The sequence below is a fragment of the Prevotella ihumii genome (assembly GCF_900155655.1).
In the GTDB taxonomy this organism is placed as follows: domain Bacteria; phylum Bacteroidota; class Bacteroidia; order Bacteroidales; family Bacteroidaceae; genus Prevotella; species Prevotella ihumii.
On the sequence record NZ_LT706987.1, the window covers coordinates 2,202,183 to 2,219,331 of the forward strand.

13 protein-coding genes and 2 pseudogenes are annotated in these 17,149 nt (G+C 38.0%); 5 read left to right on the top strand and 10 right to left on the bottom strand.

The genetic code is table 11. The features are described 5' to 3' along the window. Window positions 1-127 precede the first annotated feature (127 nt). The 3 genes from CZ367_RS09825 to CZ367_RS09835 all read right to left on the bottom strand — a co-directional run bounded on the left by CZ367_RS09825 (window position 128) and on the right by CZ367_RS09835 (window position 5,671). Window positions 128-1,891, bottom strand: a complete 1,764-nt coding sequence (locus CZ367_RS09825; protein WP_077196721.1) for an endonuclease — start codon at window positions 1,889-1,891, stop codon at window positions 128-130. Between the two features lie 91 nt (window positions 1,892-1,982). Beyond that, entirely contained in the window at window positions 1,983-2,450 is a 468-nt protein-coding gene (locus CZ367_RS09830) for a MaoC family dehydratase (RefSeq protein WP_077196722.1), read from the bottom strand. 137 nt (window positions 2,451-2,587) lie between these two features. Further along, complete coding sequence (locus CZ367_RS09835) at window positions 2,588-5,671, bottom strand: C10 family peptidase (RefSeq protein WP_077196723.1); 3,084 nt, start codon at window positions 5,669-5,671, stop codon at window positions 2,588-2,590. Window positions 5,672-6,241: 570 nt separating this feature from the next. Between CZ367_RS09835 and CZ367_RS09845 the strand changes: the two are divergent. From CZ367_RS09845 to CZ367_RS09855, 3 genes and pseudogenes are all read left to right on the top strand, one after another. After that, window positions 6,242-6,547: pseudogene (locus CZ367_RS09845) on the top strand (Arm DNA-binding domain-containing protein); the annotation flags it as partial. Between the two features lie 64 nt (window positions 6,548-6,611). Further along, the gene (tnpB, locus tag CZ367_RS09850; RefSeq protein WP_077196725.1) at window positions 6,612-6,956 is read left to right on the top strand and encodes an IS66 family insertion sequence element accessory protein TnpB; all 345 of its coding nucleotides are present in this window, start codon (window positions 6,612-6,614) and stop codon (window positions 6,954-6,956) included. An 84-nt stretch (window positions 6,957-7,040) separates the two neighbouring features. Beyond that, window positions 7,041-7,646, top strand: coding sequence for an IS66 family transposase (locus CZ367_RS09855; RefSeq protein ID WP_237581673.1), 606 nt, complete (start codon window positions 7,041-7,043; stop codon window positions 7,644-7,646). Between the two features lie 203 nt (window positions 7,647-7,849). Here CZ367_RS09855 and CZ367_RS09860 read toward each other — a convergent pair whose 3' ends face one another. From CZ367_RS09860 to CZ367_RS09885, 6 genes are all read right to left on the bottom strand, one after another. Then, complete coding sequence (locus CZ367_RS09860) at window positions 7,850-8,026, bottom strand: cysteine peptidase family C39 domain-containing protein (protein WP_077196726.1); 177 nt, start codon at window positions 8,024-8,026, stop codon at window positions 7,850-7,852. Between the two features lie 2 nt (window positions 8,027-8,028). Beyond that, window positions 8,029-10,623: a carboxypeptidase-like regulatory domain-containing protein gene (locus CZ367_RS09865; RefSeq protein WP_077196727.1), complete on the bottom strand. Its 2,595-nt coding sequence runs from the start codon at window positions 10,621-10,623 to the stop codon at window positions 8,029-8,031. Beyond that, window positions 10,623-11,441 carry a GLPGLI family protein gene (locus CZ367_RS09870; RefSeq protein ID WP_077196728.1) on the bottom strand — a complete coding sequence of 273 codons (819 nt, stop codon included), beginning with the start codon at window positions 11,439-11,441 and terminating at the stop codon, window positions 10,623-10,625. The genes CZ367_RS09865 and CZ367_RS09870 overlap by 1 nt, the downstream gene beginning before the upstream one ends. Before the next feature lie 2 nt (window positions 11,442-11,443). Continuing rightward, window positions 11,444-12,937 (bottom strand): cysteine peptidase family C39 domain-containing protein, encoded by a 1,494-nt coding sequence (locus tag CZ367_RS09875; protein ID WP_161942333.1) that lies wholly within the window; start codon window positions 12,935-12,937, stop codon window positions 11,444-11,446. Then, entirely contained in the window at window positions 12,934-13,725 is a 792-nt protein-coding gene (locus CZ367_RS09880) for a leucine-rich repeat domain-containing protein (RefSeq protein ID WP_077196730.1), read from the bottom strand. The genes CZ367_RS09875 and CZ367_RS09880 overlap by 4 nt, the downstream gene beginning before the upstream one ends. A 73-nt stretch (window positions 13,726-13,798) precedes the next feature. Further along, window positions 13,799-14,008, bottom strand: a complete 210-nt coding sequence (locus CZ367_RS09885; protein ID WP_025064831.1) for a hypothetical protein — start codon at window positions 14,006-14,008, stop codon at window positions 13,799-13,801. Between the two features lie 269 nt (window positions 14,009-14,277). On the opposite strand from CZ367_RS09885, the gene CZ367_RS09890 reads away from it, so the two are divergent. Both CZ367_RS09890 and CZ367_RS09895 read left to right on the top strand, forming a co-directional pair. Beyond that, window positions 14,278-15,510 carry an aminotransferase class I/II-fold pyridoxal phosphate-dependent enzyme gene (locus tag CZ367_RS09890; protein WP_077197422.1) on the top strand — a complete coding sequence of 411 codons (1,233 nt, stop codon included), beginning with the start codon at window positions 14,278-14,280 and terminating at the stop codon, window positions 15,508-15,510. After that, window positions 15,511-16,215 (top strand): TetR/AcrR family transcriptional regulator, encoded by a 705-nt coding sequence (locus tag CZ367_RS09895; RefSeq protein WP_018028761.1) that lies wholly within the window; start codon window positions 15,511-15,513, stop codon window positions 16,213-16,215. A 535-nt stretch (window positions 16,216-16,750) separates the two neighbouring features. Here the strand turns inward: CZ367_RS09895 and CZ367_RS16660 are convergent. Further along, window positions 16,751-17,008: pseudogene (locus CZ367_RS16660) on the bottom strand (helicase); the annotation flags it as partial. Window positions 17,009-17,149 lie beyond the last annotated feature (141 nt).

Sequence of the window (17,149 nt, forward strand, 5' to 3'; positions counted from 1 at the left end):
TCTTAAAAATACTTATTTCAGGCCATTACCCATATAGAAAGGGCTGACAACCTGTGAGGTTTCTCACACGTTTGTCAGCCCTTTTAGGTTTCAAATGCTTTGGAATGTTACCAAAACGTTTGGTATTTTATCTTACCACAATCTTCTTTCCGTTAACGATATAGATACCGCTTGGGAGTTTTACACCTTCGTCCATCTTCACACCTTGGAGGTTGTAGATGCCCTTCTTTACACGCTTTTCAGCAGTTACTTCTACGGTTTCAATACCATTAGCAACTGGTATTTGTTCGTAAAGCATAGGGAAGAGCGACTGCTCCTTAGGTTGTGTTGAGTAGTTGGCAAATGTTTTATACTTTGTATTGTACATTATTACATTACCACTGTCGTTAGCCTTGATGCTGTATGTGCCGTCAGTATTCTTTGTCACTGTCCATACATCAGCTTGCGAGCCGTCTGTTGTCACATTAAACGATGCGTGCTTATCTTCTTGATAGATGTAGTTGTTGTCTGCGTCTTTAATCTTATAGCCACCTGCTACAGATTCGAAGTTATAGAATACCTTATTATTCTTAACAATTACAACACTTTCAGACTTTTCAACACTCTCTGTTGGCAAATAGCCATACTTTTGACCTTTTTGGGGCTTCATTGGGAGGGCAGCTTTCAGTCCGTCTTTGTCTATAACGATGATATAGTTGAGTCCCTCTTTCACTTCACCTTCCAATAGCTTAAATTTGTACGAATTGGTTTCAGTACCAAATGTATAAACAGCCGTTGTTGTATGGCTTACTTCGCTGCCTTTCACTGCGATAGCCTTCAATGTTGTTGTCTTATCTATGTGGATAGCAGTTGTATATGGTGTACTTGCTGTTGTTGGGTTCGTACCATCAATCGTATAGTAAATCTTTACATCATCTGATGAACCCTTGATTTCTACATCAATAGGCTCTGTGTATGTTCCACTACCTGGATTCATTGTAGGTGCGTCAACAGCAGGTGCAACTTGGTTGCGATAACGTGGGTCGTCTTCAGCTGTAGTGAGAGATGTAGCAGGGTCAAAGTCAACGCTATCACCCCAAATATATTCAGCAAGGTTAGGGTAATCGATAAAGAGATTGCGGTTTCCTTGTATTTTGTAAACTTCGTTGTTACGTACAATTTCTAAATCATCTACTCTGTCATTGCGACTCCATCTCATATAAAGATCAATAGCCCAATCTTTAAATTCTTTCCAAGAATCATTGGTTAAGGTTGTAAGTCCTTTGTTTTGCCAAGTTTTATCTTGATAGATTGTAGCCATATACATATAAGCACGGCAAAAGTCACCTTTGTATTTGTCATTTGGCTCCCAGCAAGTTGTCATTTTGTTATCAACCATACCTTTGCCAAATTTGAATTGGCCAATAGTAGTAGCCCCTGTTTCTTGAGTTACTTCTGCCATTGGGTGATTATTCTTTCTGGTGTTATCAGTCTTGCCCGATGGATAAAGGTGATGCAAGTCGCGTGCAGGCATAGTCTTTGGTTTCTTCCCTTCTCCCCACCAACTCTTTGGCATAGAGTGCTCTATGTTAGTTCCAGGAATGCTTTTACGTGGATTTATAGTGCTACTTTCAAAAAAGAACTCTAAATCGCTGTATCTATTTACGCATTTAGTAGTTCCTACTACACGGTCTGTTGTCCAAAATGCCTCCCAAGTACTATTTGTTCCTTTTCCATATTCTGGTGTTTTAGGTTTTTTAAGATTGAAAATAGCATCTTTCAATTCTTTTTTCGATTTACCTTTTAATGTTTTTGCATACTCTGCAAGTTGTTCTCTTTTGATAGCGTGTGCGCCGAAACTAACGCTTAGCATCATCACTGCCATCAATGATTTCAGTAGATTTTTGTTCATTACTTTGTTTTAATTAATATAAATGTTAGTTTATATGGGGTATAGTTTTTTTATCTTAAAAACAGGTTTGTAGCGTTTTCCGCTCGTTTTTTTATGCGTTAAAGTAGTATAAGAAGGTGGCTGTGCCTTCAAGTGCAGGTTTTTTCTCACCTTCTATTTCTATTTGAAATCTTATAGCCGTCTTGCAAATGCCTCTAAGATTTTCTATTTTTGCCAATGTGGTTACAAGTCGTATGCGTGAGCCTGTAAGTACTGGCTTGCCAAAGCGCATATCGTCCATTCCATAGTTCACCATCATCTTGAGGTTGTTTACCTCGATGATTTGGTTCCACATATATGGAAGGAGCGAGAGTGTGAGGTAGCCGTGTGCGATGGTGCTTTTGTATGGACTTTCCTCCGCTGCTTTCTTTTCATCAATATGAATCCATTGATGGTCTAAAGTTGCATCTGCGAATAGGTTTATTCGTTCTTGGTCTACCAATAGCCATTCGCTTTCGCCAAGCTTTTGACCCAAATGCGATGCCATTTCATCATAGCTGTTTACGATAAGTTTTCCCATTGATTTTAAATTGTTTTGATATTTAGGCTACAAAGGTAGTAAAAAAGGGGAAGTAAAAGGGCTTAAAAACAAAAAAAAGCGTAATTCGTACTTTTTAAAAGTAGAATTACGCTTTTTTTTGCGTATGTGTTTTGTGTTTATCTTACAATAGTTTTCTTTCCGTTAATGATATAGACGCCTTTTTGGTTGACCATCTTTGAAGCCATTCTTTTACCATTTAGGTTGTACGTCGTTTTTATTTCGTTGGTATTGTTTTTGTCTTTTTGAATACCTTGAATAAGTGTTGCGTCAAAATCTACTGCAATGACGAGTGGACTTGTGTTCGAAATTTTGCTCAATACGTATGCGCGGAATGGGTTTATGGTATTGTTTTCAGCATATACAAACTTTGTTCCCTCGGTATTGATGGTATAGCTTTTTGCCACATTTTGTTGCATCATTACGCCTTGGAAGCTACATATTGGGAGCGAAGAAGCACATATAAAGTCGGCATTGGTTTCCATCTTAACATTGCTTGCACGGAATACTATTTCTTTGTTTTTCAGTGCTTCGGGCACTGCCATAATGTATGGACGGTTGGCTACAAACTGACTTTCTGCATAATTGAATATAAGGTTGTCTTTGTAGAAGTTAGCCATCTCCATTAGCCAAAAGTCTTTATTGGTATCGGTAGACGATGTGTACCATGCCAACTCTTTATTTTCCGAACTTATTGATGTAGCATTAAATGGCAAACTAAGGGCTTCGTATCCGCTCTTTCCGTCAGCTGTAGCCATTCTTGGTATGCGTGTATAAGTGATGTTGTTGGCTGTAAAGCTCATTGGGCACGCATATCCGTAGGCATCGTTTAGCGTAATGTTGTCAGCCACATCGTTTACAATTACGTTCTTATTGGCAAGTCCGTTTTCGTTGGTTGCAGCCACCTTACTATAATATAAGGTGTTAGGATTGCTATTAGGCTGCACCCTTGTGATGTCGCCTTGGGTCAAGTCTACTGCCACAGCTTCTTCGGGCACAACGATAGGTGTAGTAATTGGTTGTCCACGCCGAGTTCCGTCTGCACGATAGTAGGTGTATCCTTGCTCCACATTGACAACAAGTTGGGCTTTTAGTTGTTCGTCTCCGTTAAATCCTACGAGGAGATACTTGCCGGGTTTCAATCCATCGAAATCGAAGTCTACCTTTCCTGTTTCATCTTTTTTGAGTGATAGATGGTTGTACCATTCATACACGCCTTTCCAGTTATCGCCTGAAGGCACATAGAGCACCACATAGGCATAGCCGTCATACATGTTTCCATTGTTCTTTACGTTCATTGTGCCCATAATGCTATTGCCGTACACAGTGCTTTCGGCAGATAGGTCTTGCACAATAAAGTGGTTTTCAAGCATATCTTCAGCAGGTTTGTCTATAATGTCTACCGTAGTTTCGCCCAATACATATTTGCCCTGATAGTCGGACGCAATCCATATCTTATAAGTGCCTTTTACTTTTGGAAGAAATTCCATTGTTACTTCTTGCGATTCGTTAGGACGTAGCGAAGGAGTAGTTTTCGACTTGTATCTTCCTTTTACTGAACTTGTGCTTGCAAAGAGATACAGATTAGTATACTTGTCTAATGCTTTTCTGTTGTTCACCCTAAACTTCACCGTTTGCCACTGCTTATTGAAGTGTGTTCCAGTGCAAGATATGTTGTCTACTGTGATGCCCGATGGCGATGCTATAGATTCATAGCTAACCTTCATCGACCCATCTTCGCCACGTGTAACCTGTGCCACATCGTATGGTTCGCACAACCACGCTTGAGTACCTTTTACACGATTGACAGCCATCACGTTGTAAACGCCTGCTTCCATAGGGATATTTGTCAGCTTGAAAGTCAACCATTGCCACCCATAATAGTTGCCTACATTGTCTTCCGAGTAGATGTCGCTTACCAATTTTAGTTCGCCATCGGCTTGCTGAATGGCCAAGGCTATATCCCACGAGTGGGTAACGCCCGTATAGTTCCACGCCGAAATAGCTATCGAGTCATCCCACGCATCCATCATATAGGTTTGCAATTGGTCGGGTGTAGCTATATTATCGGTGTTGGGCTCAATACCTAATGTGGCTGTTTGGCTCATAGCGTAACCATCTGGCGAAGAACTTGCGCCTATCCCACTCATATTGTTAGGATTGAGAATAGAAACCTTAAAGTAGCCATTGCTATCGCCACCCCAACCCCAGTTTACGTGAAATAGTCCGTTGCCATCGTGTCCGTCAATAACAAAGCAATGACCACCTCCTGTAGAGTGTCCACAGAGAATAATGGGTCGACCAGCTTTAAGTTCGTTATAAAGCACCTCTTCATACTTGTCCAACGGGTAGTTTTCGCGCTGAATGGTGCGTGCATCGTAGTTGAAATAGTGTTTCAATGCAGGGGCAATGGAATTGTCTGATGCGCCTGAACCATCTTTAGAGTAGCTCATTGTTACAGCTGTGCCGAGGTACGACATTAGTTTTGAAATAGCTGTGCGGCTCTCTTGGTTTTGGGTCATACGATAGTCGTCCACCATATTGTTCCAGTCGATAGGGCTATTGGCTGGAATTTCAGGGCGAATAACCGAGTCGGTCTTGCTGAAATAGCAGATGTACGAAGGTATGGTAGCTGTGGTTTGTGCTGGCCACTTATACTTGTACATCACTTGTGCCATTGCTGTTGCTACACATCCCGATGGGCATCGCTTGCCTTGATGGGTAGGACATAGCAGATTGTAGGGTGCTCCTTGGTTCCATACGGCTGTAAGAAGGGGCTTAATAGGGGTTTGTGCCACATTCATAGCAGGCATTTTTGCACGAGCAGCATTAGGGGTAGCCTTGCTCATTATAGTAACCTCAGCTGCCAAGGCTTCCAAAAAGCTCTGAATGTTGTCGGGCAGATGAGTGGTGTCGAACGAGCCTTTGTCGCTATAGCCTAACACCTCTGATACATTGTCGTCGCCTGCGATGATAACAAAACCATTGTTATTTTCGGCATTAAAAACATAGTAGGGGGTAAAACTACTGTACCTGCTGGGGGCTTTGGCAGTGTAGGCCAACTTAGGGGTAATTACTTTCTTGCCTTTATGTTGCAAGAATGTTGTTGCCTTCTTCAGTGCTGTAGCCTTGTTGATAGGCATTGCCGAAGCTCCACTAACTATGGCGAGCAGTGCGACAATTGATGTGAGAATTTTCTTCATATAGTCATTACGTGATAAAGTTTATTAGACGAGTTTTTGCTTGTTTGTTAAATCTATTTGGCAAATTTATCGTTTTTATTTTAAATATCGTGAATTTTATCCAAAAAAATAAACAGTTGGTGTAAAATATTTTTGTTTTGAAACTTCTTACGCCTTACTTGTTGAGTGCAAGATTTTATTGTTCTGTTTTTCCAAACCTCATTTGTTCATCAATGATAGCCGAACGATGAGGCTGCCAAAGTTCAACTTTGACGGTGCAAAACATATATGTTTGAGTTGCAACTAATCAAGGAAAATGAAGATAAATCTAAGTTTGTGTAAACTGATTGATAATGAGCAGGATATGAAATGATTTGCATAAAAATGATCTATTCGTAAAAGGCAGGAAAGTGCGGATTTAAGCAGAAGTTCAGTTACTAAATCATTACCAAGATTGGGAATAGGTAACGAAATGCAGATATAGGTAACTGAAATTATTTGGTTCGTGTGTTTGTTGCTTTGGTCGGCAGTTTTCTGCATAAGTGAGGAACGCTTTAATTCGGGTAACTTTGCCCATAAAAATTAAAGCGTATGCAAACAGAAAAGATGAAGGTGTTGCTCTACCTCAAAAAGAGCGGTATGGACAAGTCGGGAAAGGCTCCAATCATGGGACGTATCACGCTTGGAAGGAGTATTGCACAGTTCAGTTGCAAACTGTCTTGCAACCCCGATTTGTGGAATCCCCGTGAAAGCAGAATGGACGGAAAGAGTCGTGAGGCAGTGGAAGTGAATGCCAGATTGGAAAGTCTGCTGCTATCCGTCCAAGCAGCCTACCAATCTCTGCTGTCCAAAGGTTGCCCATTTGATGCAACTGATATAAAAGAGGAATTTCAAGGTAAGCATCCAATATTAGCCGCCTTTGTGTAACATTCTTGCTTTACTACCTTTGCCCGAAAAACTTATGTTTGTACTCAACGAAACAAATGTTTTTCGGGTTTGTTGCACTCCTGTGGACATGCGTCAGGGTATCCTTCGCCTGTCCCAATTGGTACGCCGCAATGACTTCAATCCTTCTGATGGTGTTGTCTACGTTTTCTACAATCGATCCCGTAACCGAATTAAATTGCTGCACTGGGAACGCTGTGGTTTTGTCGTGTATCATAAACAGATGGCACAGGGTTGCCTAAGTCCTAAAATCATACGGGCGAGAGCTGGATTTTATGAACTTCGCTGGGACGAATTGGTACTCTATATTGAAGGTATAAATCCTAATTGCTACCGAAGAAAAAGATACAATAAATCTTAGTATTTTCTTGCCAGTGTCAGATATTTTTTGTAATTTTACATCGTATAAAGAACTGATAATGTGATGGATATGCCTTATTGCACAATGACATCTGACTACCATTCTCTCACTCGGGAAGCTGTTGTTAAACTTCTTGAGCAAAGGGATGCTGAGCTTAAGAACAAGGATACTCAACTCAAGAACAAGGATGCTGAGCTTAAGAACAAGGATACTCAACTCAAGGATAAGGATGCTGAGCTCAAGGATAAGGATGCTGAGCTCAAGGATAAGGATGCTGAGCTCAAGGATAAGGATGCTGAGCTCAAGGATAAGGATGCTGAGCTCAAGGATAAGGATGCTGAGCTNGATGTACACAAACAGTACACCCCAGGCGAAGCCATGGAGAAGGCACTGCGTTATGCCTTCGCCGTATGGATACGCATTGGCAGGTATGTGCAGGACGGACGCTTCAACGTAGACAACAACCTCATGGAACAGGCCATCAGACCCATCACGCTTGGAAGAAAGAACTACCTGTTCTGTGGTAACAATGAGGGAGCGGAGAACAACGCCATCTTCTATACCTTCATGGCGTGTTGCAGGGAAGCAGACATAGAGCCATACAAATGGATGAAGGAAGTTCTTTCAAGGCCCCTGCTAGATATGACGGAGGAGGAACTCACGAAAATGCTACCTTCAAACTTCAAATAACAAATAACCCTTATATGCTGCCAGACATATAAGGGTTATTTATTGGTGTGAAAGGCGGCTAATATTGGATGCTTACGGAACTCACGAAAATGCTACCTTCAAACTTCAAATAACAAATAACCCTTATATGTCTGGCAGCATATAAGGGTTATTTGTTGGTGTGAAAGGCGGCTAATATTGGATGCTTACATTACATTTTAATCCTATTTTTTTGCTAGTTCACTAATATCATACATAAAAACTCCACCTTTTGAACTTTCTAAGCTCTTTGATATTTGTTGTAGAGAATATTTTTTGCCATAGAAATGGCATAACATTACTAAGCATGCTGCTCCACATTGCATAGCGTCATGTTGCTTTATAAAAACAAAACCTGCCATTCTTATTTTGTTAATGAAATAGTAAAAAGCAACTCCCTTCCTCTCATGTGATAACTGTAAGCGTAGGTATTCACCATGTTAAAAATGGTGTAACTATAATACTGTTGATTGAAAATATTTCTCATATCAATACTGAAACGAAATGCTTTGTGTCTGTAACTGACCCCTGCATCGAAGATAGCCATAGTCTTGGTAAGATCTTGATACATTTCCTTTGTTGAAATATCTGCCATTGCCTTGAATTGCAGATTTTTTACAGGCTGTAATACCAAGTTGATATCATGTGTTTGCGATAAGAAAGATTTTGACACGTTTTGTACCTTTGTAAAGTTCTTTGAAAAGCTATAAGTATAATATAACTCCATAAAAGAAACAGGTTTGAATGAAACAGATGGAGCAACATTTAGACTGTTCCACGAATAGCTGTAAATCATACTGTTTTGCATCATCAAGCTCTTGCTGTGCATATAAATTCCGTACAGCGAAAACTTGGTGTTGATAGCTTTTACCTGTTTTGTAATATTGAAATAGGTATTAATATTGTCAGTGCCGTTAGGACTTAGTACCGGACATTCCTTAATCAATGTTTGCGACACATTCTGCGCCGACAATAAATTGTTATGCTGATGTGTGTAGCCTATACCAAAATTAAGAAAAAACATTTCTATTGGATATTTTAAATCGTAAATAGCATTGAGCGTAACACTCCTATTCTCACTCAAGATCCCTAAACTGTAACTTTGATAGTTCAGACTGGTTTGTATCGGTGCTGTTATAAAATCAGCCAAATCACCTATCTTGTTTGCAAAAGCCCCTTGAAGCCTTATCGTAGCTCTTGATGTAACATTGTATAGAAAATAAAATGAAGGATTAATTACAAAGCTCCATTTCTGCTTCTTTAATGGAGTTGTTCCCTCGTTTTCAAAATCGATTCTTGTTGTAGCCAATGATACGCTTGCTTTGAAATTATATTTCCGTTGTGGGTGGGTATATTCATATTGTGGAGAGAATGAAAAATCTAATTCATTTCCCTTCACGAGGTTAAAGCCTGAATAGTCATCAGTTATCAAAGCTGAATTAACCCTATCGCTACGATATTGGAATGAAAGAGGAAAATAAAATCGTGAGGCTCTTCTTTCATAAGTGGCAGAAATAGTTTCCTGATTCGTAAACTGTTTGCTGTCTGCACTTTGCTGAAAAGAGGCTACTCCTACGTCTGAAACGTGAATAGTGCCATTAGGCATAGTAATATAATTGAGAAGAGAAGAAAGACTCCAGCGAAACTTATTTGTTTTCCAACGTATGGAAAGGTTGTTGGAAAACCCTAAATCGTGATATTTCTCATTTTGAAAGACCGAATTGCTATTGTTTTCAACTGTTGGCAATTCCGATTTTACGAACGAAGTCACTGATGAAAACCGATTGGTGATATATCGTTTATCGCTATTGTCCTTGTATTCGATAGTCAGGGTAGGCTTGTGAAGTGTGAAGGCAGGCTGGTATTGATAATCTTGCACTAATTCGTCCAAACCATTACCAAAAAACATCTTATGATTGTAAGCATAGTTACATTGGGAATAAGCATAGCCTACATTTGTTCTTAACGACTTGTTTTCCGACAGTTTGTTGAGTAGATTGAAACTAACGGAATAATCTTTGGGATGGATATACCTTTCTCTTTTGAGTGGTGCACTAGAAGAAGATAAGTTGCCCAATAGTTTTACACCGAAAGATTCTAACTGGTCGTTTAGAAAGTGATTGATATTTTCATCGGTAGCAAACTCCCTTATGTTCCCTATCTTAAATGTTCCCAAAAGTTGCATACGCGATTTGAAGAGCATACCAGCTCCATTAGTTTGGTAAAGTCCTCCATTACTGCCTAAACCTCCAATGGCTTCATATGTCCCGACTGGTTTAAACTTGGCGTGCTTTGAAAGTTTTATATTTATTGCCACATCATCAGATAGCACGTCTTTGTCCATTTTGGCGTCTTTATGATTATTCAACACCTGCACAGATGTAACGTAGTCTGCTGGGATATTGTTTGTGGCTACATTATATTGTCCACCAAGAAGATCCATTCCCTCAATGTAAAAATTGGAAATATCCTTTCCTAAATATTTTATACTTCCCGAACTAGTTACTTCTATACCAGGCAATCGCTTCATTGCATCTCTAAGCATGTAATCGCCCTTCCCTGCGAAAGAACTCAACCGATAGGAAAGTGTATCGCCGCGCTGAATTATTTGTGGAGCCTTTACAACAACTTCCCTTAACTGCGTCTTTTTTTCAAGTAAAGTAATGTTCTTTTTTGTTTCTTTGCTATCTATTACTATCTTGGTTTTCTCAAACGATATGTGTCCGATAGAAAGTAGCATCTGCGTTTTAGAACTATTGTAGCTTAAAGCATAGCCACCCTTCTCATTGGTAAAGGTATAGGCAATGGGCTTGTTATTTTCTAAAATCTGCACATTGGCATTGCTTATTGGCATACCATTAGAGTCCGACACAATTCCAGTCAACGTATAGTTTTTTTGAGCTTGTGCTTGCATCCAAACGAAAAGACAGAGAATATAAAGGAGTAATCTTTTCATCATTATTTAATCTCTAAAGGCACATAGCCATTTGTCCGTAGGCGTACTTGTACCCCATTGATAAAAACAGAGTTGCTTCCACCGTCGCCTTTTTCCACTCTCATATCCGTAATGCTCTCAGTAGGGATGTTGGCTATCGGGTTTTCTTCAAAGTGATTTTTTGCCTTGATAAATTTTTCACGGCTGGTAGTAATGCTATTAGATATTTTAGGCGCAGTGATTGGCGTAGTACCTTGTCTAAACGTAATAGCTTTAAAGCGGTGGATTTTCTCGGTATCATAAGCATACATTATCAGTCCAGGCAATCCACCAAACTTCCAAGGTCCGAATTGGGATGGAATTTCTGATGAGAACCAGACATTCCAAGTACGTCCGCCATACTCTCCTACCGCTTTATTACATAGATAGCCGCATATAGTATCGATCTCTTCGGTAAGTTGCCATGAAATACCGTTCACCCCCTCTTGATAAAAATAAAGACTTGGAGGGATAACACTATACACGGAGATTGATTTGTCTGCTACATTTACAAAGGTAGTTTGGTCAAAGTAGTAGGCTGTTTTCACCACGCGCTCTTCTGCTTTCTTTACCTGCTCTTCGGTTGCTTGTCCTGTCTGCATCAAAGAGTCTAACTGAAAAGTAGCATAGTCGACAAACTTAGCGTGAATAGCATCAAACTGCAATATCGTTGTAAAAGTTTCTGTTTCGGCATTCGCTGTTTTTACAGTGTATTCGTAAATACATTCATAATTATTATTTGTTTTCTGAGCGAAAACTTGTAAAGGAATGAGTAAAAAGAGGACTAAATAATTCTGTTTCATAACTAACATGCATTAATAATATCTAATATCGTTATTCCTGATGGAATTTTTTCTCCATTTAGGATATATGTAGGAGTTTCTCCTATATGATTATTTTTAAACCATTTATAATGTGATAATATTATATAATTTTTTGTGCTATCTTTGCTCCTATTTTTTTTGCAATAATGTTTTATAAACTTTTCTCTTCCAAAATAAAACCAATCAAAAATAAGTTTATCAATAGGAAGGGTAGGAGTCTGAAGTGATAATAAAATACTGAAATCATATTTTTGCTCTTTTGACCAGCAAGCTACCACAAATTTCGTTTTAACAGTTTGGCTAAGTTTTAATAAATTATAAGATTTAATGAATTCAACTCCACAAGAGTGACAATGTAGATTGATAACTATGGTTAAGTTGTTACTGGCACATTCCATTCCAAGTTCAATATCATGAGGAGCTTCGTCATAGATAGGACCTTGTCGCTTATCATTTAACTTTTGCTTTATTAATTTTGTTTTACAGACATTTAAATTATATGTGTTCTCAAAGAGGGCAATAATATTTTCATAATATGGTCTATATAATGTTTCTATTAGAAGCAATAAAAACATAAAAATAACCACTATCGCTATAACATCTATGATTCCTATACATCCTCCAAAAGCAAACTCTAAATTATAAAGAGCAAGAAATAAAACTAATATTTGAATAATTGTACAATAAGGGCATATTTTTTTTATCCATATCCACTGATAAAAAATGCTCCATAAACTAAATGGTATTGCAAAAATATAATATACAGAAAGTTCTGGATATAAAGTAGGAAAGAGCAGTGATACTGCTATAGCTGTTCCAAAATATGAGATTCCTATATCTGATAAGTCTATCTTAAATATATTCTTTTTCGGTAAGTTACATTGAAATATATTTAAGATAGAACAGATATTAGGTTTCTCAAATGGAATAAAAGACTTATTGAAGAGTGTAATAGACGCATGGCATGCTATGATATTTACTCCAATATTTATTAACGTTTTTATTGAAAAGATAACCGAATGTTGCGCTGCTACTAAAATTAAAATTAAAACAAAGAAAACAAAAAAAAGTACGACTTTTTCAAATGCACGTTTCCTGTTTTTTTGATAAAAAGGCTCAATTGCTGTTTCTGTTTTTTTTAGTTGTAATACAACTCCGTTCCATTGATTTATAAACTTTGTTCGCGATAGCCTCTTTTTACTAAAACCATCATGAATTAATACATCTGAGTATGTAAAATTTTCAATTAAAATGAACTTATAGTCAGTTAAATATGAAAGGTATGGAAGTTCTTGTTTGTCTATAGAATCTAAACTATCGATTTTTTTTGCATTTATTTTAATCCCATAATAAGATAATATCCTTGCATACCCTAATAGATTATCCCTATCAGGGTGAGTCCAAAAAATCCCTCTCAAATTCTTATTTGTAAAGGGTACTTTCAGTAGTCTAAGAATATAAGCTATTAATGTCACTTTTGAATTTCTTTTATTACAAGATTCTTGCACAAGTCAAAGGCATTATTTTCTACTTCCACCTTTGGGGGTAGGATAACTAATCTTAATGAAGTGCAACCAATAAAAGCTTGTATCCCTATCTTTTGAATAGATGCAGGTAAGGAAATTTCATCCAAACTTAAACAACGTGCAAAAGCATATTTCTCTATAGTTTGCAGAGAATTGGGAAGTTTTATTTTTTTCAATCCTTTACAACCTGCAAAAGTGCGTTCTTTTATTTCTATGATAGAATCGGGCAATACCAATTCCTGTATGCTTTCACACAATGTGAATGCCTTACCCCCTATATAAGTAACAGTATTTGGTATTTTTGAAATTGTAATCCTACAACAATCCCAAAATGCCCCATATTCTATCCTTTTAAGATTTGGGGGCAGTGAGTCTAAACGTAAATTTTCGCACATATTAAAAGAATTTTGTCCAATAATTCTCAGAGAATTTGGCAGATATATATGATGTAGATTTTTACAAGTATCAAAAGCTCTTCCATTGATTATTTCCACCCCTTCGGGAAGTATGACCGTTTTAATGTAATCGTTAAAAACAAAACAGCAATTTCCTATAGCCTTAACCTGTTTTAAATTTTCTTCTTTAGTTAAATCCACAATACTATCTTTTCTTTCCCATTTTACAAGTTCAAGGACACCTGCAGAGTCCGAGACCTCATATCCAAGTTTAGAGGTCTGACCTTTGACAAATTCAAGTGAAAAAAAAAATAACAAAAGGACAATAAATATTTTTTTCATAAAATGTATAAATTGAGAAAAACACGAAAACTGGTCAATAATTTAGTACTGACCAGTTTTCGTTACCTTGTCATTAACACATTCCTGCAAACTCTAAGCATTCTTGAACGGAAGAAACTTGCTTTGTGCGTGTTGAACCATCTGTCTCTCTTACTGTGCATGGAAAACTTGCTTCACTTTCATGGTTATTACTTGTTAAATTTTCTGCACTTCCACCACGAATTGCACGCAAATCTTCGGGTTGCAAACATAAGTTTTCGGATTGTTTTTTGAATACTTCCATACTATTAATTTTTAGATAGACTCGAATATTATACATTCTCATTGATTCACCGAGTCTGTTAACCGAAACAACAAGTTTTTATTTTTTTCTATACAATAGAACCATTTGATCAATTCATTTTTTATTCTAATTATATTTTGCAAATATACATATTTATATTGTTTATAACAAGAAAAATCAGTATTTTTTTTAAAAAAAAATTGTATTTTATGAGTATTTGCGGTATATTTGTAGTATCGTTTACTATTTACACATTATTTATTGTCTATATGGATACAAAATTAATTTCATTAAAAGATTTTGAAATTTCTCCTAACGAGAATGTCATTGAACGTAGCCAAAACTTCCAAAGTTATATAGACCAGATGGATCAGTTCGGCTGCAAGAGCTATTGGGTCATGGCAAGAACAGGAGTTGGAGCCAAGATGCAGATCGAGGGCTATGACGGTGAGGTTTCCGCATACATTTCTAATGATTACCTTGGTATGTCGCAAAGGACTGAGACCAAGGAGGCTGGTATAAATGCCGTCCTGAAATACGGTACAGGGGCAAGTGCCGCTCAAGCCATAGGAGGCTATTTAGACATCCATCAGCAGTTGGAACAAGGCATTGCAAAGTTTGTAGGACAAGGAGATGCCATTCTATTTTCATCAGGTTTTGGTGCCAACGCAGGTCTGCTTCGTGCTATATTGGGAAAAAATGACATAGCCTACATTGATTCGTATATCCATACCAGTGCCACAAGTGGTTTAATAGGAACCAATGTAAAGCATATAGGACACAACGACATTGACTATCTTGACATGATCCTTGAACGGGAAACGGGAAAATATCAGACTCGATTGGTCATCATTGATGGGGTCTATTCCCAAAATGGAGATTTATCAAAACTTCCAGAGTATATTGCAGTCTGCAAGAAACACAATTGTCTTCTTATGATGGATGATGCTCACGGCATTGGTGTTATGGGAGAAAGCGGCAGGGGAACTGCCGAATATTATAATTGTCTAGGGCAGGTTGATATTATTACAGGTACTTTCAGTAAATCTTTCGGTTGTGTCGGCGGTTTCGTTGCCGCGTCAGAAAAACTGATTCAGTATCTGAGATATTATGCTGACAGTAATGTCTTTTCCGCAGCAATGACTCCACAGGTTGCAGCATCTTCACTGAAGGCACTGGAACTCATACAGACACAACCAGAGATTCGCAAGAAGTTGTGGGCTAATGTCAATTATCTGCGCAAACGACTAACAGAGGAAGGCTTTGATATAGGCTGCTCGGTATCAGCCATATTTCCTATTATGGTAAGAGACAATAGAAAAGTATATGAAATAGCACGTGAATTACAAAAAAGATGTATCTTTGTAAGCGGTATCACATATCCTGCGGTAAGAACCAAAGAAGCACGGCTTAGAGTTAGTGTATTGGCTTCTCACGAGATAGAACAGTTAGAGCAATTAGTGACTGCTCTTTTGGAAATCAGAAAATCAATTCCTTTTTAGATGGCAGAAGAAGAAAATAAACCCAAAAGATACAGAAGGACAAACGTCGATATACAGGCAGACATTATCAAGGCAGCAGAAAGTCTGATTAAGAAAAAAGGCTTTGCATCAATGCTGGTGACAGAGCTTATCAAGAAAGCCAGAATAGAGCCGCTTGTGTTCTATAACAGATATGACAATCTTAGCAAATTTTATGATGAATTCGTTAAGAGGTATGACTATTGGTTTAAGGATGTGCTCACTGGTGTTCAATTTCCTACAGATTCAGAATTGGGCTATATCAGTATTTTCAAGGATGTACAGAAAGCACTTCAAGATAAATCAGTGATGTTGGAACTGTTACGCTGGGAGATTGCTGAAGGAAATGAGACCACAGTCCGTACGGCCATGCTCAGAGAAATGCACACTTTACCTCTTGTCAATATCTATGAAGAGAAATTCAAGGACACTGGTATTGATATATCCGCCATATCATCCCTGATAATCGGTGGCATTTATTACCTTAACCTTCACAGAGAACGTTCCAAATTCTCAGACATTGACTTGAACACGGCTGAAGGGCAGCAACGCATCGAAAAAGCCTTGGATACATTTGGTAAAATGATTTTCCATTTTCACGAACAGGTCAATTATAAGAGAGTGATTGCCAAACGTCTTAAGGAAAAAGGAATAAGTGATGAGATTATAAAAGAGTGCCTGATTTAATGAATACTTTTCATAATATCGAAGATGTGTCAAAACTAAGATATTACTGTCACAGTCTTACAATCTAAAACTAAACCTCTCTTAAAGACAATGAAAAGAGGAAGGAGCCATATCAGCACTTGAATGCAGCGTTTGATATGGCTCTTTTATATTTAACAGTTACAATTAGTATTACCGGGCAGCCCCTATTTTAGTTTTGACGCATTCTCTTTTTGTATCTTTACCTTTTGTACCATCACCGACAGAACTCTTTTCTCATTTTACACATCAAAATGATTAATTATGAGCCTTTTTGATAGCATAATAACAGCACTAAAACTTGAACAAATTACTTCCATTAGAATTAGATGTGACTAATTTAAGGTGTATCTACGATTTATTTCCATAAAACCCCACTGTTTTCATCAGAATATATTATCTTTGCATTATCGAATTGATGTGTTCCTTGAGGCATTGCAGGATAAAGAAATGGAAAGAAACTCGCTCGTTTCCAAGTCGTAACCCATTTATCCTTTATTCGTTCTTAGTTTGTTGATTATCTGAAAGATACAAAATTCTTGAATCTTTTGCGGGCATAGTCTGTTGCAATGAGCATTTTTGCCCTTTCCTCGCTCTCACTTAGTGGCGCACGTCCCAAAAGCGTGGCATCACCACTCTTGGCAAACTCCATCAGCTTACCGATAAAAACCTCCTGCTCGGGCGTGGGCGGTATGTTGTGTAGTATCTCGTTCTTCTCTGGACGGTCTATACCGATGTCCTTGGCTGTACGAAAATCGCAAATCTCCGCATAAAAGTAATGGGGGTGAATGTAATCGACTGATTACTAATAAAAAGCAGAATATATAATCTGATAAGGTGAACGACTAAGAAACGAGCGAGTTTCTTTCCCTTTCTTTATTCTGCAAAGTCTCAAAGAACTCTCTGTTTGATGTTG